The organism is Allobosea sp. P5_A5, from assembly GCF_056400625.1.
Map to the genome: position 1 here is coordinate 207,020 of NZ_JBFUKY010000004.1, position 17,357 is coordinate 224,376.

Consider the following 17,357-nt stretch of genomic DNA (forward strand, 5'->3'; position numbering starts at 1 on the left):
GCAAGCTGCGTTCAAACCTGGCGCGGCGTCAATTCGCCGTCGCCGAAGAAACCGCCGGGCCGCCAGATCAGCACGATGGCCAGCAGGAGATAGACCGCGAGATCGCGCTGCTCGATCGGAAAATAGGACGACCAGCCGGCCTCGAACAGGGCAATGAAAAGGCCGCCCAAAGCCGCGCCGGAAACAGAGCCGATGCCGCCGAGGATCGCGCCGACCAGCGCCTTGAGCCCGAGCGAAAACCCTCCCGCGAAGCCCATCCCGCCATAGATCACGGTCACCACCACGCCCGCCATGCCGCAAAGCGCGCAGGCGATCACCACCGCGACGTCGTGCACCGCGCGCGGGTCGACACCGAAGAGCGCTGCCGTTCCCGCATCGTCGGCCACCGCTCGCCAGGCCCGGCCATAGGCGCTGTGCCGGATCAAGAGCAGGACGCCGATGGTCGCGCCGAGGCCGATCAGGGTCAGGAAGGTCGCCAAGGGGTTCAGTGTCACGACGAAGGAGCCGGCATGGGCGACGGGGATGGGCGTGTTGAACACCGGCGGCAGCCAGCGAAGCTGCGGCCCCTGCATCAGCCGCAGATATTCCGACAGGCCGATGGCGAGGCCGATCGTGGCGATCAGCATCTGCTGGCCGCTCGCCCCCTCAAGCCGGCGCAGCACGTAGCGGCCCATCGCGAAACCATGCAGGGCCGCGACCAGGATCGCGACCACGAACGCGACCGCAAGCCCCGTCACCGGGGTCGAAACCGAGACCGAGAGCAGCAGGGCCACGCCGACGACCGAGGCGAGCGCCCCCAAAGCCGCGAATTCGCCGAAACACAGGATGATCCGTCCGGTCAGTCCGTAGACGAGCGCGTAGGCGCAGGCGAGCAGGCTATAGATCGCGGCCGAGGGCAGGGCGCTCAGGCCCTGCTGAAGCGCATAGGCCACGCCGGCCGGAACAGCGGGAACATCCTCGATCGAGGTCAGAGCGGGGTCGGGCGGCGGCGTTTCGCGATCTTCCAGATAGAACCGCCGCAGAAAATAGAAGCTCGCATCCGGCAGCGGCCGCCCGTCGGACGCGATGCCGATCAGCCGCGGGCGCCCCAGCCCATTGTCACGCGTGCTGAACAGGCAGTCGATGCTGCGTTGCCGGGCGATGCCGTCCCCGAACTGGACGAGGTAATAAATCCGCAGGGCCCGCGCGACGGGCCCGGTCGCGGTCCGCTCGATCTCGATATGCACCCCGTCCTGATTAAGCGGCGGGATCGCCTGCCGGCACAGCCGGGTCTGGTCCGTATCGAAGTCTTCGCCGCAGCCGCTCAACACGGCCATCAGCAAAGCCAGAATCGGGATGAGGAGCGGGCGCATGCAGCCGCGACGTTAGCGCCGGGCCGGGCAGTTTGATACCTGCGCCGGACGCGTTCAGCCCTGCTCCGCCACGCGCAGCGCCGCATCCCGCTCTGCCTCGCGCAAGCTCGCCTCGCGCACCGCGATATAGTCGCGGGTCAGCGGCACGGCTTCCTGCCGCTTGACCAGCTGAACCTGGAAGATCGCCACGTCCTGATACTCGAAAGCCGTCTGGCTCATCGCGAGATAGAACTCCCACATCAGGCAGAAGCGCTCGTCATAAAGCGCCAGCGCCTCATCGCGGCGGGCCATGAAGCGGTCCCGCCAATGCTGAAGCGTCTTGGCATAATGCAGCCGCAGAATCTCGACATCGGTCACGATCAGGCCGGCCTGCTCGATCGCCGGCATCATCTCCGACAGCGAGGGCAGATAGCCGCCCGGGAAGATGTAGCGGTTCAGCCAGGGGTTGGGATGGTTCGGCCCGTCCGAGCAGCCGATCGTGTGCAGCAGCATCACGCCGTTCTCGTCGAGCAGACGGTGGCACGTCTCGAAATAGGTCGAGAAATAGCGCGAACCGATATGCTCGAACATGCCGACCGAGACGATGCGGTCGAACGTCCCCGTCACATCGCGATAGTCTTGAAGCGCGAAGCGCGCCCGCTCGCCAGCGCCCCGGTCTGCGGCGCGCCGCTGTGCGACCCCCAGCTGTTCCTTCGACAGCGTGACGCCGTAAGCTTCGCGCACCTTGGCGGTCTCGGTCAGATAAAGGCACATGCCGCCCCAACCGCAGCCGATGTCGAGCACGCGGTGATGCGGCTCGACCGCGAGCTTGGCGACGATATGGCGCTTCTTGGCCAGCTGCGCCTCGTCGAGCGACTGGTCTGGCCGCTCGAAATAGGCGCAGGAATATTGCCAGTCCTCGTCGAGAAAAAGCGCATAGAGCCGGTCGTCGAGATCGTAGTGACGGGCGACGTTGTCGCGTGCGCGGGCCCGCGTGTTGTGCGTGGTGATGTGGCGCAGCAGGAAGCGCGCCTGGTCCAGTCCGCGTTCCCACCAGGCCGCGGGCTGACCTTTCGCGCCGGAGAGCGCGAGCGCCAGGAAATCGTAGATCGTGCCTTGTTCGACGAGCAGGCGCCGGTTCATGAACAGCTCGCCGAGCTGCATTTCCGGGTCGATCAGAAGGCCGAGCACCGCCCTGTTGTCGGCGAGGCGGATCGCCACGGGTTGCCCGGTGCCGTCACCGCAAATGAAGCTCTTGCCGTTCGGCAAAGTGACGCGCAGGCTGCCATGCGACACGAGTTGCGACAGAGCGGCGCGCAGAAGACGTTCCATCGATCATTCCCCTAGGGCATGCCTGAACGTCGTGGCGCGCGTTTGCTGCCTTGCGCCTTTAGCGACGACCGTCGAACCGCATTGCCTGCCGGATTAGAGCATCGCCGTCGAAATTGAAACGGCGTGGTCTGAGTGACGTGCGCCCTTTTTCCGCTGCGATTCCCGTGGCACAAGCAGATTTTCAATCAGCTCCGGACCGCGTCATGAACAGCTATGGACTAGCCCCGTTCGCCACAGTCCTGCTCATGGCGCTGGCTGCCGCACCGGCGATCGCCGCTCCCGTGAAGCAGACGATCGTCCTCATCAGGCATGCCGAGAAGCCGCCGGGAGGGCAGGGCCGCCTCGATTGTCGCGGGCTGAACCGGGCCGCAGCCCTGCCGGCCGTGATCGCACGCGAGGTGGGGCGGCCCGACGCGATCTTCGCGCCCGATCCGAGCCATCTGAAAAAGGACGATGGCACCAAATATCCTTATCGGCGCCCGCTGCAGACCATCGAGCCGACGGCAAAAATCCTGGGGCAGCCTGTCGATACGCGGTTCGGCTACAAGCAGATCGGCAAGCTCGAAGAGGCGCTTGGGGCGCCGGGCCTGGCTGGCGCTACCGTTCTGGTGGCCTGGGAGCACAAGGAACTCGTGAAGCTGACGCGCGCGCTGCTGCGCGACAATGGCGGCGACGAGGCCTCCGTCCCTCGCTGGCGCGGAACGGATTTCGACAGCATCTATCTCGTCACGATCGAGCGGGACGGCAGCCGGTCTTCCGCGACGTTCGAGCGCCGCAGCCAGGGGCTCGACGGGCAGCCGGATCGCTGTCCCCCTGGCCTGGAATGACCGCCTGCTGCGGCGATTGATGGCTTGGACAGCTTTCGCCTGCGTGATAGGGACGCCGCCACGGGCTGCGATCGATGACGCCGCCCTCGCATCAGGGAGCCGGACATGACCGAAGCCGCGCTGAACACGCACCTCTCGAACGCCTTCTTCGGCGCCTCGCTGGCCGACGCCGATCCCGAGATCGCGCGCGCCATCGAGCTGGAGCTCGGTCGCCAGCGCGACGAGATCGAGCTGATCGCGTCGGAGAACATCGTGTCCCGCGCCGTGCTCGAGGCGCAGGGCTCGGTCATGACCAACAAATACGCCGAGGGCTATCCCGGCCGGCGCTATTACGGCGGCTGCCAGTTCGTCGACATTGCCGAGAAGCTGGCGATCGAGCGCGCCTGCCGCCTGTTCGATTGCTCCTTTGCCAACGTCCAGCCCAATTCCGGCTCGCAGGCCAACCAGGGCGTCTTCATGGCGCTGATGCAGCCCGGCGACACCTTCATGGGCCTCGACCTTGCCGCCGGCGGGCACCTGACCCATGGCGCGCCGGTCAACCAGTCCGGCAAGTGGTTCAACGTCGTCTCCTACGGCGTCTGCGTCGCCGACCAGCTCATCGACTATGACGCGCTCGAACGCCTCGCCGTCGAGAACAAGCCCAAGGTCATCGTCGCCGGTGGCTCGGCCTATGCCCGCCATTGGGATTTCGCCCGTTTCCGCGAAATCTGCGACAAGGTCGGTGCCTATTTCATGGTCGACATCGCCCATTTCGCCGGGCTCGTCGCGGGCGGCGCGCATCCTTCGCCGTTCCCGCACGCCCATGTCGTCACCAGCACGACTCACAAGACGCTGCGCGGCCCGCGCGGCGGCCTGATCCTGACCAATGACGAGGCGCTGGCGAAGAAGATCAATTCGGCGATCTTCCCCGGCATCCAGGGCGGCCCGCTGATGCATGTCATCGCTGCCAAGGCGGTGGCCTTCCAGGAGGCGCTGCATCCGCAGTTCAAGACCTACGCCCATGCCGTCGTCGCCAATGCCAAGGCTCTGGCCGAGACGCTGAAGTCGAAGGGCTTCGACCTCGTCACCGGCGGCACGGACAACCATTTGATGCTCGTCGACCTGCGCTCCAAGAAGCTGACCGGCAAGGCCGCCGAGATCGCGCTGGGTCGCGCTCACATCACCTGCAACAAGAACGGCATCCCCTTCGATCCGGAAAAGCCGATGACGACCTCGGGCGTCCGCCTCGGCACGCCGGCCGCCACCTCGCGCGGCTTCGGCATCGCCGAGTTCAAGCAGGTCGGCGAGCTGATCGCCGAGACGCTGGACGGCCTCAGCCAGAATGGCGAGGCGGGCAACGCGGCCGTCGAACAGGCGGTTTCGACCAAGGTCAAGGCGCTGACGGCCCGCTTCCCGATCTATTGAGGGCATCCACGAAGGGGCTTTAGAGAAAGGCTGGCGAACCGGTATGCGCTGTCCCTATTGCGGCTCCCTCGACACGCAGGTGAAGGATTCCCGGCCGACGGAGGATTCCGCCTCGATCCGCCGCCGCCGGGTCTGTCCAGATTGCGGCGGCCGTTTCACCACCTTCGAGCGCGTGCAGTTGCGCGAGCTCACGGTGGTGAAGCGCTCTGGCCGGCGCGCGCCGTTTGACCGCGACAAGCTGGAAACCTCGATCGCCCATGCTCTGCGCAAGCGCCCGGTCGCACCCGAGCGCATCGAGCGCATGGTCAATGGGATTGTCCGGCAGCTCGAAAGCTCGGGCGAAGCCGAGATCGCCAGCCCGACTATCGGCGAATTGGTGATGGAGGGGCTGAAAGGCCTCGACGACGTCGCCTATGTCCGCTTCGCCTCGGTTTACCGGAATTTCCGTGAGGCCAGGGACTTTGAGGAACTTCTCGGCCAACTCGGCACGGTAGAGGGCGCCAGCGCGCTGCCGTCGCCCGACGATGATTGAAGCCGGCGCGGTCGACCGCGTTTTCATGGCGCAGGCTTTGGCCTATGGCGCTGTCAATCTCGGCGCGACCTGGCCGAACCCCTCCGTCGGCGCCATCGTCACGCAAGACACGGCTGACGGCCCTGTGGTGGTGGCGCGGGGCGTGACGCAAGCCGGCGGTCGGCCCCATGGCGAGGCGGATGCCTTTGCCCATGCCGGTGCGGCCGCGATGGGCGGGACGCTCTATGTCACGCTGGAGCCCTGCTCGCATCGCTCGGTGCGCGGCGGCACGCCCTGCGTCGAGCACACCATCCTTTCCGGCGTGAAACGCGTCGTTTCCGCAATGGCCGACCCCAACCCGTTCATCGCCGGGCTCGGGCACGCCCTGTTACGCACCGCCGGCATCGAGGTCGTGACCGGCGTGCTGGAGGAGCAGGCCCAGCGCGCCCATCGCGGCCATGTCCTGCGGGTGACGCAAGGGCGACCGATGGTGACCTTCAAGATCGCGCGGACCGCCGATGGCTATGCCGGTGGCAGCGGCGGAACGCCGATCAGGGTGTCCTCGCCGCAGGCGATGGAGTGGGTCCATCTCCAGCGCGCCCATCACGATGCGATCATGCTCGGCATCGGCTCGGTGCTCGCTGACGATCCGCAGCTCACGGTGCGTCTGCCGGGACTGGAGTCCCGCTCGCCGATCCGCGTTATTCTCGACAGCCACCTGCGCCTGCCGCTGGCTTCGAAGCTGGTCCGCACGGCTCGCGAGGTCCCGGTCTGGGTCATCGCCAGCGAGACCGCGCCGGTCGAGCCGGAGCTGGCGTTGATGGCGGCGGGCGTCGAGGTGATGCGCGTCTCGGCTGGTCCCGATGGCCACCTCGATCTCAAGGAAGCCCTGACCCTGCTCGGCACGCGCGGCATCACCCGCGTGTTCTCGGAAGGCGGGCCGCGCATCGGCGAAAAGCTGGCGCTGGCCGGCGTTGCCGACGAGGTCGTCGTCTCGACATCGAGCAAGCGCCTTGACCGGCCGGGCATCGTCGCCGTGCGGCCCGACCTTGCACGCGCGCTGGCCGACACCGATCTCTACCGCCTTGCGGAGACGGAGCTGATCGGCGACGACCGCTTCGAGCATTTCGTGAGGACAAGCTGATGTTTACTGGCATCGTCACCGCTATCGGCACCGTCGTCGAGGCCGAGCGCAAAGGGCCGAGCCTGAAGCGCCTGGCGATAGCCTGCCCGTTCGAGGCGCGGGGCATCGAACTCGGCGCCTCCATCGCCTGCGCCGGCGTCTGCCTGACCGTGACGGCGCTGCGCGAGCGGGGCGACGGACTGCCGGGCTGTATCTTCCAGGTCGAGGCTGCCGCCGAAACGCTCGCCAAGACCAATGTCGGCCGCTGGGAACCGGGCACCCTCGTCAATCTCGAACGCTCGCTTAAGGTCGGCGATGAACTCGGCGGGCATCTGGTCACTGGTCATGTCGATGGCGTCGCGACCATCGCGCTGATCGAGCCGATCGCCGCCGATCCCGACGAACCCTGGGGTGCGACGGCGCGTTTTCACATCCGCGCTCCGCAGGAGCTGATGCGTTTCGTCGCGACCAAGGGCTCGGTCTGCCTCGACGGCACCTCGCTGACCGTCAACAGCGTCGAAGCCGATGTCCTCACCGTCCTGCTGATTCCGCATTCGCTCTCGGTCACCACCTGGGGCGAGCGCAGGCAGGGAGATCCCGTTCATCTAGAGGTCGATCTGATGGCGCGTTATGCCGCGCGGCTTGCGGAGGCGCGCCCGCAGGGGTAACCAGCGCCCTCATATCCAAAAAGGACAAGAAGCATGGCCGGACCCCGGCAGATCTCGGCCGACAAGGCCGCAACTCCTGCGCTCGACCTCGAGGGCGCGCGCGTCCTCGTCATCGAGGCGCGCTTTTATGACAAGCTCGCCGATGAGCTGCTGGCCGGCGCGCTTGCCGTGCTCGACAAGGCCGGCTGCCGCGTCGATGTGGTGACGGTGCCCGGCGCGCTTGAAATCCCGTCCGCGATCGTGATCGGTCTCGGCGCTGCCGACGAATCCGTCGATCCCTATGAGGCGGTCGTGGCGCTCGGCACGGTGATCCGTGGCGAAACCGGACATTACGACATCGTCGCCGGCGAGAGTTCGCGCGCGTTGATGGACCTCTCCGTGGCGTTCGGCCTGCCGCTCGGAAACGGCATCCTGACGGTCGAGAACGAGGCCCAGGCCTGGGCCCGCGCCAACCGCTCCGAGATGGACAAGGGCGGCGGTGCCGCCGAGGCCGCGCTCGCCGTGCTGCGCTACAAGCGCTCGTTGGTCGATGACGGCGCCGCGGAGCCATCGGCATGAGCCGCGCCGAAATGCGGCGTGGCGCGCGGCTTTCGGTCGTGCAGGCGCTCTATGAAATGGAAATCGGCGGGCGCGGCGTCACCGAGGCGATGGCCGAGTTCGAGGCGTTCTGGATCGGCCAGGAGGTCGAGGAAATCGAGCTTCCCAAGGCCGAGATCGCTTTTTTTCGGGACCTGCTCGGCGGCGTCGTCCGCGAACAGCGTCTCGTCGACCGCACGGTCGATGCGACGCTGGCGGATGGCTGGCCGCTCAAGCGCGTCGAAGCTGTGGTGCGCGCGATCCTCCGGGCCGGCGCTTATGAGCTGGCGTTCCGCAAGGACGTGCCGGCCCGCGCGGCGATCTCGGAATATGTCGCGGTCGCGCGCGCCTTTTACGAGGGCGAGGAGGTCGGCATGGTCAACGCTGTGCTCGACAAGATGGCTCGCGACTTCCGCGCCGACGAGTTCGACGCGCCGGCGGCGTGAACATCGTCACTGCTAGCGTAGCGAAGCAATCCAGGGGACGTAGAGCTTTGCCGCTTCTGGATGGCTTCGTTGCTTCGATCCTCGCAATGACCTGGAGAGCTGCATGATCGGTAATATCCATCAGCGCCCCGGCGAATTCGAGCTGATCGCGCGCTATTTCGCGCCTATGGCGGGGCCCGGCGGCCTGGGTCTCGTCGACGATGCCGGCCTTCTTCGTCCGGCGCGGGGCTATGAGGTCGTCGTCACGGCCGATGCGCTGGTGGCGGGCGTACACTTTTTCCCCGACGACCCGCCGGCCTCGATCGGCTGGAAGGCGCTTGCGGTCAACCTGTCGGATGTCGCGGCCAAGGGCGCGAAGCCGGAAGGGTTCGTGCTGACGCTGGCCTTGCCCCGGGACTGGACGGAAGACTGGCTCGCCGCTTTTGCCGAGGGCCTCGGCCGTCTCGCCAAGGACAGCGACTGCCCCCTCATCGGCGGCGATACGGTCGCGACATCCGGCCCGCTGACCCTGTCGATCACGGCCTTCGGCACCGTGCCGGCCGGGCGCATGGTGCGACGCGCGGGCGCGAAGGCGGGCGATGCCGTGCTTGTTTCCGGCACGATCGGCGATGGTGCGCTCGGCCTGAAGGTGCATGGTCCCGACCAGCCGGGCTGGGTCGCGGCGATGTCGGGGGAGGAGCGCGCTTTTCTCGCCGACCGCTATCTCCATCCCCAGCCGCGAAACGCGCTCGCGTCGGCGCTTCAAACACATGCCTCGGCCGCGATGGACGTTTCCGACGGCTTGATCGGCGATCTGGCCAAGCTTCTGAACGCGTCCGGCGTCGGCGCCGAGATCGACCTCGACACTGTCCCTCTCTCCGCCGCGGCCCGCGCGGCGCTCATGGCCGATCCCGCATTGGCGGAACTGGCCTGGACCGGCGGAGACGACTACGAAATTCTCTGCACGGCGCCCGAAGGAGAGATTTTTGCTCTGGTCGCTGCGGCTGCAGAGTTGGGTGTTCCTCTGGCCGCCATCGGCCGGATCGTTCCCGAGCCGAGCGTCGTGCGTTATAGCGGGGCAGGAGCGAGCCAGGACTTTGGCAGCGGTTCCTATTCGCATTTCCAGGGCGGGGTCATGCCCGCTCGATAAGATCAGCGGCGCCGGTGCCGCGGAACGGCGTGGCGATGAACCAGCATGTCCCTGTCCATGAGGGCGACCGTCTCGCGAAACGCAATGCACTGATCCTGACCGGCGCCCAGGCGCTCGGCGGCGCCAACCCCGCCATCATCGTCTCTCTCGGCGGCATCGTCGGGCTGCAGCTCGCCTCCGATCCGACCTTCGCCACCGTTCCGGTCAGCCTGCTCCAGCTCGGCATCGCGGCCGGCGTGATTCCCGCCGCCGTCCTGATGCGGCGTCTGGGCCGGCGTGGCGGCTATCTCATCGGCGCGTTGGTCGGCGCCGCCGGGGCAAGCGTCGCCGCTGCCGGCGTGGTGACGCGCAGCTTTGCGCTGTTCTGCCTGGGCACCTTCATCTGCGGGCTCTACGGCGCTTATGTTCAGAGCTATCGCTTTGCCGCGGCCGATACCGCGAGCCCCGCTTTCAAGGCGCGCGCCATCTCCTGGGTGATGCTCGGCGGCTTGGTGGCCGGCATCATCGGCCCGCAATCGGTCTACTGGACACGCGACCTGACGCCCGAGGCACCCTTTGCCGCAAGCTTCCTGGCGCAGGGTGTCCTGGCGCTCCTGGCGATCCTCATCGTCTCGCGCCTGCACGCGCCGCCGGTTGCTGCCGCGCAGTCCGATGGCGGCCGGCCGCTCGGGCAGATCATGCGGCAGCCGAAATTCATCGCCTCGGTCATCGCCGCGCTGGTGGCTTATGGGCTGATGAGCTTCGTCATGACGGCCGCGCCGATGGCGATGGTCGCCTGCGGTCATTCTGTGGGCGACGCTGCTCTCGGCATCCAGTGGCATGTGCTGGCGATGTATGGGCCGAGCTTCTTCACCGGCAAGCTGATCGAGCGCTTCGGCAAGGAGGCCGTCACCATCTGCGGCCTCGCCTTGACGGCGCTGGCCGCGATCGTCGGGCTGGCCGGCCTCAGCGTCGCGCATTTCTGGGTGGCGCTGGTCCTGCTCGGGCTCGGCTGGAACTTCGGCTTCATTGGCGCGACCTCGCTAGTGACGGATTGCTACCGGCCCGAGGAGCGCGTGAAGGTGCAGGCCGCCAATGATTTTCTCGTCTTCGGCTCGGTCGCGATCGCCTCGTTCTCGTCCGGCGGCCTCGTCAGCCATGGCGGCTGGGCCACGGTGAACTGGATGGTCTTCCCGCCGGTCGCCATCGCCCTGGCGATGGTGGGTTGGCAGCTCCTGCAGCGCGGCCGCGATCCGGCCACAGCCTGAACCGCGCCAGGAGCCGGAATGAAGTCTGCCAGCCCAATTCGGGCGGGCTGGCTGCGGGCTTCAGGGCAAGGCCGATTGCCGGGTCGCTCCCAGGCCGTCATCGGCGCCCTGACATCAGACGAAATCTGTAAGCACGGCCGTTTGCGCTTCCGCGCGAAACTTGCCACAAATTCGCCTGACACTGGCGACGCGGAGCGAGCCTCAAAGTCCCAAGGCTCGTTTTTCGTTGCCTGACGTCCAATGCTGCAAACGAGGAGCGTCAGCGCTCCCGATGGCAACGCCTTTAGGGTCAGGAAAACGAATGTCAGCTCTGCTTGTCATCATTGTATTGAGTGCGCTTTCGATCGCCTACGGCATCTGGGCCTATGGCGACGTCATGAAGCGCGATGCCGGCAGCCAGCGCATGCAGGAGATATCCGGCGCCGTGGCGGAAGGGGCGCAGGCTTATCTGAAGCGGCAATATCTGACGATCGGCATCGTCGGCGTCGTTCTTTGCGTCGCGCTCGGCTGGCTGCTCGGCAAATGGGTCGCGATCGGCTTCCTGATCGGCGCCGTGCTCTCGGGCATGGCCGGCTTTATCGGCATGAACGTCTCGGTGCGCGCCAATGTCCGCACTGCGCAGGCGGCGATGCAGTCGCTGGGCGAGGGGCTCGATGTGGCGTTCAAGGCCGGCGCCGTGACCGGCATGCTGGTCGCAGGCCTCGCGCTGCTCGGCGTCGCCGTCTATTACGGCGTCCTGACCTCCTATCTCGGCTTCGAGCCTTCAAGCCGCACGGTGATCGATTCGCTGGTGGCGCTCGGCTTCGGCGCTTCGCTGATCTCGATCTTCGCCCGCCTCGGCGGCGGTATCTTCACCAAGGGTGCTGATGTCGGCGCCGACCTCGTCGGCAAGGTCGAGGCCGGCATCCCGGAAGACGACCCGCGCAATCCCGCGACCATCGCCGACAATGTCGGCGACAATGTCGGCGACTGCGCCGGCATGGCCGCCGACCTGTTCGAGACCTACGCCGTGACGCTGGTCGCGACCATGGTGCTCGCCGCGATCTTCTTCGCCGGCCAGCCGATTCTCGGCACCATGATGCTCTATCCGATGGCGATCGGCGCCTCCTGCATCGTCACCTCGATCATCGGCACCTTCTTCGTGAAGCTTGGCGCCAACCAGTCGATCATGGGCGCGCTCTACAAGGGCTTCATCGGGGCTGGCGTGCTCTCCATCGTCGCGATCGCGGCGGTGAATTACGTGATGTTCGGCGGCTTCTCGGCCTCCTTCACCACGGCGCAGAACGTCACCTTCACCTCGGGCAAGCTCTTCGGCTGCGCCATGGTCGGCTTGGCCGTGACGCTGCTGATCGTGGTGATCACCGAATATTACACCGGCACCGGCAAGCGCCCGGTCGTCTCGATCGCCCAGGCCTCGGTCACCGGCCACGGCACCAACGTCATCCAGGGCCTCGCGGTATCCCTGGAATCGACCGCGCTCCCGACGATCGTGATCATCGCCGGCATCATCGTCAGCTACACGCTCGCCGGCCTGTTCGGCATCGCCATCGCCACCACAGCGATGCTGGCGCTGGCAGGCGTCGTCGTCGCACTCGATGCCTTCGGTCCAGTCACCGACAACGCGGGCGGCATTGCCGAGATGGCGGGCCTGCCCAAGGAGGTCCGTCACTCCACCGATGCGCTCGATGCGGTCGGCAACACCACCAAGGCGATCACCAAGGGCTACGCGATCGGCTCGGCCGGCCTCGGCGCGCTGGTGCTGTTCGCGGCCTACACCTCGGACCTGAACTTCTTCATCTCCGAGGCCAACAAGGCGGGCTCGACGACCTTCCAGTACTTCAAGGGCGTCACGGTCGATTTTTCGCTGTCCAACCCTTATGTCGTCGTCGGCTTGCTGCTCGGTGGTCTCATTCCCTTCCTTTTCGCGGGCATGGGCATGACGGCGGTGGGGCGTGCGGCCGGCTCGGTGGTTGAGGAGGTGCGCCGCCAGTTCCGCGAGAAACCCGGCATCATGCAGGGCACGGAGCGCCCGGACTATGCCCGCGCCGTCGACCTGCTGACCAAAGCCGCAATCAAGGAAATGGTGATTCCCTCCCTGCTTCCGGTGCTGGCGCCGTTCCTCACTTACTTCGTGATCTACGCCATCGCGGGCAAGAACAACGCTTTCGCGGCCGTCGGCGCGATGCTGATGGGCGTCATCGTGACGGGCATCTTCGTCGCGATCTCGATGACCTCGGGCGGCGGCGCCTGGGACAACGCCAAAAAGTCCTTCGAGGACGGTTTCGTCGACAAGGACGGCGTGCGCCATATGAAAGGCTCGGAAGCTCATAAGGCCTCCGTCACCGGCGACACCGTCGGCGATCCCTACAAGGACACGGCGGGGCCTGCGGTGAATCCCGCGATCAAGATCACAAACATCATCGCATTGCTTCTGCTGGCGATCCTCGCGCATAGCTGATCGCTCTTAGCGCTGAGACGTCTACCAACCCGCGGCGTGAGCCGCGGGTTTTTTCTTGGACCCTCGGATAGCCGTCATTGCGAGGACGCAGCGAAGCAATCCAGGGGGGCCCGCTGATACAGTTCGACCCAGTCTCCCTGGATTGCTTCGCTGCGCTCGCCATGACGGCGCAGGCTGGCGATGCCAACGAAGAAATCCTCTTTCAAGCAATGGCTTACGGGCCTCGTCTGACTCAATTTCGCAAGCGCTTGAATCAAGGCTCAACGCTACGGCCGGGCCCGTAGCGTTCCCGCATGCGCTGCTGCATTCGCACTGGCATGGTCCCGCCAACTTCAGGAGGAACCATGTCCACGCAAATGCTCGACCAACCTGCCGCCGTGCCGAACCGTGCCGTGGAGCTTGCGCTTCTGCTGGTTCTGGCCGGACTTTGGGGCGGATCCTACACCTTCATCAAGCTCGGCGTGGAGACGATTCCGCCGCTGACCCTGATCGCGGCCCGGACGCTCATCGCGGGCTTTGTCCTGCTCATTGTCATCCGCTGGCGCGGGTTACGGCTGCCGCGGGACCTCGCAACATGGCGGATGTTCCTCATTCAAGCCTGCCTCAACAGCGTTGTCCCGTTCACGCTGATCGCCTGGGCCGAGCGCAGCGTCGATGCGGGGCTGGCGACGATCCTCAGCTCGACGAGCCCGATCTTCGTCGTCCTGCTATCGTGCCTGTCCGCGTCGGCGGAGCGCTTGCCGCGTTTGCGCCTGGCCGGGATCGCAGCCGGCCTCGCCGGCACCGTTCTCATTGTCGGAGGGCAGGCGATAGCGGGTTTCGGTGCGCAACTTGCCGCCCAGCTGGCACTGGTCGCGGCCAGCATCTGCTATGGCGGGGCGGCCTTGTTCGGACGCAGCTTCAAGGGCCTCGATCCGATCATGCCGGCGGCAGGCTCGCTTCTGTGTGGCGCGGTGGTCTTAACGCCACTGAGCCTGATCCTGGACCGGCCCTGGACGCTGACGCCGTCGGCTTCTTCGATCCAGGCTTTGATCGCGCTGTCGCTCGTCTCGACCGCTTTGGCCTTCGTGATCTATTTCAGGCTGATCGCACGGCTGGGTGCGGTGGCGACGACATCGGTCGCCTATCTGCGGGTCCCGACCGGCGTGCTGATCGGCATGGTGTTTCTCGGGGAGACACTTGCAACGACCGCCTGGGCCGGACTCGTTCTCGTGATCGCGGGGGTGTTGGCGATGACGTTGCCGGTGCGCCGCCCCGCGGCAGCGCCCTGATCAGGAGCCGCGCACCCCAAAACAGAACCCGCGGTGCGAACCGCGGGTTTTCGATATTCGGGCCTTGAAAGGGCTCGCTTACGAGCCCAGCGGGTTGAACCTCGTCACGCCCCGGAAGAGGTTGCGCAGGAAGCTCTGCTCCTCGCCGCCGGATGGGGTGGTGCGGCTGATGAAGTCGAAAGGTACGCCGTCCTGCAGGCCGTAATTGGCGATGCGCTCCACCTTGAAGCCCTTGTTGAAGTAGACCACCAGCACCTGCTGATCGACCACCTGCGGGTTCTGGAACTGGAAGCGCCGGCGCACCGTCTGGCTGATATAGTAGAAGGTCCGGTTGCCGACGGTCGAGGTGGTCGAGGGTGTGCCGAGAATCTCGAGCACCTTGTGCACGTCCGTCCCGATCTTCACCTGAGCGATCAGGCCGTCGTCCATGACGAAGCCGCGCTTGGTCTCCTCGTTCATGCCCGCCGAGGTCGGCAGCACGAAGCCACTGGCATCCGGCCCGCAGCCCGCGAGCAGCAGGGAGGTGGTCGCAAGCGCGCCGAGCAGAGCCGTGCGACGGGTGATATGGGTCATGCGGGCACGATCCGAAGGCGGGGCGGCAGGAAGCACAAAGACCCCATGCCGCTTGTCAAAAGGGTGATGGTTGGCGTAACGCCCGAGGATGGTTTTGGCAAGGCGAGGACGCGCGCGTCGGCGCCGGATGGAGGAAATCCGGTGATCTTCGGATTATTCGGCAAGCGTGCGCAGCGGCGCGCCCCGGCCGATGCGCTGTTTGCGCGCATCGCAGAGGCTTCGCGCCGGCCCGCGCTTTATATCGACGGCGGTATTCCAGACAGCTTCGAGGGCCGTTTCGAATCGCTGGCGATGCATATGTTCCTGGTCCTGCGGCGCTTGCGCGAACTGCCTGCGCCCGCAGGCGACCTCGCCCAGGACCTGACCGACGCCTGCTTCGACTATCTCGAGCTCGGCTTCCGCAATGGTGGGGTCAGCGACATCGCGGTGCCCAAGCACATGAAGAAGATCGGCCAGATGTTCTACGGCCGGCTCCAGGCTTATGGAGCTGCTTTCGCCGCCCCCGAGCCTGCGGTGCTTGAGGATGCGCTGCGCCGCAACGCTGCGCCGGCGGCGGATCCGGCGGTGTTGGCGACCTATCTGCACGAGGCCACGCAACGGCTATCCGTGCTCGATATGGACGGACTGCTGCGAGACGAGGCGCTGTTCCCCATATTCTCCGGCGAAGAGACCGCAGATGAAATCTGACCGCAAACCCCCACTGCAGCATCCGATCCGCGTCGAATCGATCCGCCCGCGCGGCACCGAGGTTACCGTCCGCGCGGCGGCGGACGAACTCGTCGCCATTGCCGTAGCGCTCGACCTCGTCTCGGTGGAAGCGCTGGAGGTCCGCTACGACCTTGCCCGCAATGGCGAGCGGGTGAAGCTCGAAGGCCGGATCGATGCGCGGCTCCACCAGACCTGCGTGGTGACGCTCGAGGCGTTCCCGGTGAAGCTCGACGTCCCGTTCAAGCTCGATCTTGTGCCCTCGACCGATCCGATCTTCGCCGTCACCGAGGCCGAGGCCAAGGATACCGCGATCGACGTCGAGGTCATGCTCAACGAGACCGATCCGCCGGAGCCGATCGTCGATGGCGTGATCGATCTCGGCGCCATCGCGCTGGAGTTCCTGGCGCTCGCGCTCGATCCTTATCCGCGCAAGCCGGGCGTCAACTTCGAGGCGCCGGCCCCGACCGAGGCCGAGCCATCGCCTTTCGCCGCGCTCGCCAAGCTGAAGCGGGACGTGCAGTGAGCAAACCGAGCGTGCGCGCGCAGACATGATTTCGACAATGATTGAAGGGCATACACCGCTCGGCGCGGCTTGCGGCGCTGCCGCAAACCGCTATTGTCCGGCCGGCAAAGAGCCGTCCCGGGTGGAAGGTCGGCCGCTTCCGGGACACGCCAGAACTCAATGACAAGACCGGTTACAATCGCGCTCGATGCGATGGGTGGGGACCATGGCCCAAGCATCGTCATCCCGGGTGCGGCGCTCATGCTGGAGCGTCGCCCGGATACCCGCTTCGTCATTTTCGGTGATGAGAAGGTCGTGCTGCCCCTGATCGGGCAGCACGCGAAGCTTAAGGCCGTCACCACCTTCCACCACACCGAAGTCGCGGTGAAGATGGATGACAAGCCGAGCCAGGCGCTGCGCTATGGCCGCTATAAATCATCGATGTGGCGCGCCATCGACGCGACCAAGACCGGCGAGGCGGATGTCACCGTATCGGCCGGCAACACCGGCGCGCTGATGGCGATGTCGAAATTCTGCCTGAAGTCGATGCCTCAGGTCGACCGGCCCGCCATCGCCTGTCTGTGGCCGACCGCACGGGGCGAGAGCATCGTACTGGATGTCGGCGCGACGATCGGCGCCGATGCGCGCCATCTCGTCGACCTGGCCGTAATGGGCGCTGCCATGGCCCGCGTCGTCCTCGATCTCGACCGGCCGACGGTGGGCCTGCTCAATGTCGGCGTCGAGGAGATCAAGGGCGTCGAGGCGGTCAAGGAGGCCGGCCGCATCCTGCGCGAAAGCAACCTTCCGCATATGGCCTATCACGGCTTCGTCGAGGGCGACGATCTCGGCAAGGGCACGGTCGACGTGGTCGTGACCGAAGGTTTCACCGGCAACATCGCATTGAAGACCGCCGAGGGTACGGCGCGCCAGATCCAGTCCTATCTGCGCGCGGCGATGAGCCGTTCGCTGATGGCCAAGATCGGCTATCTCTTCGCGAGGCGCGCATTTGGGGCCCTGCGCGAGAAGCTCGACCCGCGCAAATCCAATGGCGGCGTCTTCCTGGGGCTGGAAGGCATCGTCATCAAGAGCCACGGCGGCACCGATGCCGTCGGCTTCGCCAGCGCAGCCKAGCTCGGCTACGAAATGGCGCGCGAGGACCTGATGTCGAAGGTTCGCGAGATGGTCGCCGCCAGCACGCGCCCGGAGCTGCCTGCCGCGCAGCCCGCCGACGTCCAGTAGGGAAACGGTGTC

Annotated in this window: 17 protein-coding genes; 14 read left to right on the forward strand and 3 right to left on the reverse strand. The window is 66.3% G+C overall.

All coding sequences use genetic code 11. The features are described from left to right. Window positions 1-11 precede the first annotated feature (11 nt). Both AC1DR6_RS10610 and AC1DR6_RS10615 read right to left on the reverse strand, forming a co-directional pair. Entirely contained in the window at window positions 12-1,352 is a 1,341-nt protein-coding gene (locus AC1DR6_RS10610; protein ID WP_476829186.1) for a branched-chain amino acid ABC transporter permease, read from the reverse strand. A 54-nt stretch (window positions 1,353-1,406) separates the two neighbouring features. Beyond that, the gene (locus AC1DR6_RS10615; RefSeq protein WP_476829187.1) at window positions 1,407-2,663 is read right to left on the reverse strand and encodes a class I SAM-dependent methyltransferase; all 1,257 of its coding nucleotides are present in this window, start codon (window positions 2,661-2,663) and stop codon (window positions 1,407-1,409) included. A gap of 203 nt (window positions 2,664-2,866) precedes the next feature. Between AC1DR6_RS10615 and AC1DR6_RS10620 the strand changes: the two genes are divergently transcribed. The 11 genes from AC1DR6_RS10620 to AC1DR6_RS10670 all read left to right on the forward strand — a co-directional run bounded on the left by AC1DR6_RS10620 (window position 2,867) and on the right by AC1DR6_RS10670 (window position 14,323). Then, window positions 2,867-3,490, forward strand: a complete 624-nt coding sequence (locus AC1DR6_RS10620; RefSeq protein ID WP_476829188.1) for a hypothetical protein — start codon at window positions 2,867-2,869, stop codon at window positions 3,488-3,490. Window positions 3,491-3,595: 105 nt separating this feature from the next. Beyond that, entirely contained in the window at window positions 3,596-4,894 is a 1,299-nt protein-coding gene (gene glyA / locus AC1DR6_RS10625) for a serine hydroxymethyltransferase (protein WP_476829189.1), read from the forward strand. A gap of 43 nt (window positions 4,895-4,937) precedes the next feature. Continuing rightward, the gene (gene nrdR / locus AC1DR6_RS10630) at window positions 4,938-5,426 is read left to right on the forward strand and encodes a transcriptional regulator NrdR (protein ID WP_476829190.1); all 489 of its coding nucleotides are present in this window, start codon (window positions 4,938-4,940) and stop codon (window positions 5,424-5,426) included. Further along, window positions 5,419-6,549 carry a bifunctional diaminohydroxyphosphoribosylaminopyrimidine deaminase/5-amino-6-(5-phosphoribosylamino)uracil reductase RibD gene (gene ribD / locus AC1DR6_RS10635; protein ID WP_476829191.1) on the forward strand — a complete coding sequence of 377 codons (1,131 nt, stop codon included), beginning with the start codon at window positions 5,419-5,421 and terminating at the stop codon, window positions 6,547-6,549. Before nrdR ends, ribD begins: the two co-directional genes overlap by 8 nt. After that, entirely contained in the window at window positions 6,549-7,196 is a 648-nt protein-coding gene (locus AC1DR6_RS10640; RefSeq protein ID WP_476829192.1) for a riboflavin synthase, read from the forward strand. Before ribD ends, AC1DR6_RS10640 begins: the two co-directional genes overlap by 1 nt. 33 nt (window positions 7,197-7,229) lie before the next feature. Beyond that, complete coding sequence (gene ribH / locus AC1DR6_RS10645) at window positions 7,230-7,754, forward strand: 6,7-dimethyl-8-ribityllumazine synthase (protein WP_476829193.1); 525 nt, start codon at window positions 7,230-7,232, stop codon at window positions 7,752-7,754. Next, the gene (nusB, locus tag AC1DR6_RS10650; protein ID WP_476829194.1) at window positions 7,751-8,218 is read left to right on the forward strand and encodes a transcription antitermination factor NusB; all 468 of its coding nucleotides are present in this window, start codon (window positions 7,751-7,753) and stop codon (window positions 8,216-8,218) included. The genes ribH and nusB overlap by 4 nt, the downstream gene beginning before the upstream one ends. Window positions 8,219-8,321: 103 nt before the next feature. Then, window positions 8,322-9,347 carry a thiamine-phosphate kinase gene (gene thiL, locus AC1DR6_RS10655; RefSeq protein WP_476829195.1) on the forward strand — a complete coding sequence of 342 codons (1,026 nt, stop codon included), beginning with the start codon at window positions 8,322-8,324 and terminating at the stop codon, window positions 9,345-9,347. Between the two features lie 35 nt (window positions 9,348-9,382). Next, window positions 9,383-10,594 carry an MFS transporter gene (locus AC1DR6_RS10660; RefSeq protein WP_476829196.1) on the forward strand — a complete coding sequence of 404 codons (1,212 nt, stop codon included), beginning with the start codon at window positions 9,383-9,385 and terminating at the stop codon, window positions 10,592-10,594. A 301-nt stretch (window positions 10,595-10,895) separates the two neighbouring features. Then, a complete protein-coding gene (locus AC1DR6_RS10665) occupies window positions 10,896-13,052 on the forward strand; it encodes a sodium-translocating pyrophosphatase (protein ID WP_476829197.1) in 2,157 nt (718 codons plus the stop codon). 344 nt (window positions 13,053-13,396) lie between these two features. Further along, window positions 13,397-14,323, forward strand: a complete 927-nt coding sequence (locus tag AC1DR6_RS10670; RefSeq protein WP_476829198.1) for a DMT family transporter — start codon at window positions 13,397-13,399, stop codon at window positions 14,321-14,323. A 78-nt stretch (window positions 14,324-14,401) separates the two neighbouring features. On the opposite strand, the gene AC1DR6_RS10675 is transcribed toward AC1DR6_RS10670, so the two are convergent. After that, window positions 14,402-14,896 (reverse strand): outer membrane protein assembly factor BamE, encoded by a 495-nt coding sequence (locus AC1DR6_RS10675; RefSeq protein ID WP_476829199.1) that lies wholly within the window; start codon window positions 14,894-14,896, stop codon window positions 14,402-14,404. Between the two features lie 141 nt (window positions 14,897-15,037). Between AC1DR6_RS10675 and AC1DR6_RS10680 the strand changes: the two genes are divergently transcribed. The 3 genes from AC1DR6_RS10680 to plsX all read left to right on the forward strand — a co-directional run bounded on the left by AC1DR6_RS10680 (window position 15,038) and on the right by plsX (window position 17,345). After that, complete coding sequence (locus AC1DR6_RS10680) at window positions 15,038-15,583, forward strand: ubiquinol-cytochrome C chaperone family protein (RefSeq protein WP_476829200.1); 546 nt, start codon at window positions 15,038-15,040, stop codon at window positions 15,581-15,583. Then, window positions 15,573-16,127, forward strand: coding sequence for a YceD family protein (locus AC1DR6_RS10685; RefSeq protein WP_476829201.1), 555 nt, complete (start codon window positions 15,573-15,575; stop codon window positions 16,125-16,127). The genes AC1DR6_RS10680 and AC1DR6_RS10685 overlap by 11 nt, the downstream gene beginning before the upstream one ends. A gap of 159 nt (window positions 16,128-16,286) precedes the next feature. Further along, window positions 16,287-17,345 carry a phosphate acyltransferase PlsX gene (plsX, locus tag AC1DR6_RS10690; RefSeq protein WP_476829202.1) on the forward strand — a complete coding sequence of 353 codons (1,059 nt, stop codon included), beginning with the start codon at window positions 16,287-16,289 and terminating at the stop codon, window positions 17,343-17,345. Window positions 17,346-17,357: the final 12 nt, after the last annotated feature.

What these genes read in the sequence shown, in the direction of transcription:
- AC1DR6_RS10610 (WP_476829186.1), bottom strand. Translation starts at nt 1,352, where the DNA reads ATGCGCCCGCTCCTCATCCCGATTCTGGCTTTGCTGATGGCCGTGTTG.
- AC1DR6_RS10615 (WP_476829187.1), bottom strand. Translation starts at nt 2,663, where the DNA reads ATGGAACGTCTTCTGCGCGCCGCTCTGTCGCAACTCGTGTCGCATGGC.
- AC1DR6_RS10620 (WP_476829188.1), top strand. Translation starts at nt 2,867, where the DNA reads ATGAACAGCTATGGACTAGCCCCGTTCGCCACAGTCCTGCTCATGGCG.
- glyA (WP_476829189.1), top strand. Translation starts at nt 3,596, where the DNA reads ATGACCGAAGCCGCGCTGAACACGCACCTCTCGAACGCCTTCTTCGGC.
- nrdR (WP_476829190.1), top strand. Translation starts at nt 4,938, where the DNA reads ATGCGCTGTCCCTATTGCGGCTCCCTCGACACGCAGGTGAAGGATTCC.
- ribD (WP_476829191.1), top strand. Translation starts at nt 5,419, where the DNA reads ATGATTGAAGCCGGCGCGGTCGACCGCGTTTTCATGGCGCAGGCTTTG.
- AC1DR6_RS10640 (WP_476829192.1), top strand. Translation starts at nt 6,549, where the DNA reads ATGTTTACTGGCATCGTCACCGCTATCGGCACCGTCGTCGAGGCCGAG.
- ribH (WP_476829193.1), top strand. Translation starts at nt 7,230, where the DNA reads ATGGCCGGACCCCGGCAGATCTCGGCCGACAAGGCCGCAACTCCTGCG.
- nusB (WP_476829194.1), top strand. Translation starts at nt 7,751, where the DNA reads ATGAGCCGCGCCGAAATGCGGCGTGGCGCGCGGCTTTCGGTCGTGCAG.
- thiL (WP_476829195.1), top strand. Translation starts at nt 8,322, where the DNA reads ATGATCGGTAATATCCATCAGCGCCCCGGCGAATTCGAGCTGATCGCG.
- AC1DR6_RS10660 (WP_476829196.1), top strand. Translation starts at nt 9,383, where the DNA reads ATGAACCAGCATGTCCCTGTCCATGAGGGCGACCGTCTCGCGAAACGC.
- AC1DR6_RS10665 (WP_476829197.1), top strand. Translation starts at nt 10,896, where the DNA reads ATGTCAGCTCTGCTTGTCATCATTGTATTGAGTGCGCTTTCGATCGCC.
- AC1DR6_RS10670 (WP_476829198.1), top strand. Translation starts at nt 13,397, where the DNA reads ATGTCCACGCAAATGCTCGACCAACCTGCCGCCGTGCCGAACCGTGCC.
- AC1DR6_RS10675 (WP_476829199.1), bottom strand. Translation starts at nt 14,896, where the DNA reads ATGACCCATATCACCCGTCGCACGGCTCTGCTCGGCGCGCTTGCGACC.
- AC1DR6_RS10685 (WP_476829201.1), top strand. Translation starts at nt 15,573, where the DNA reads ATGAAATCTGACCGCAAACCCCCACTGCAGCATCCGATCCGCGTCGAA.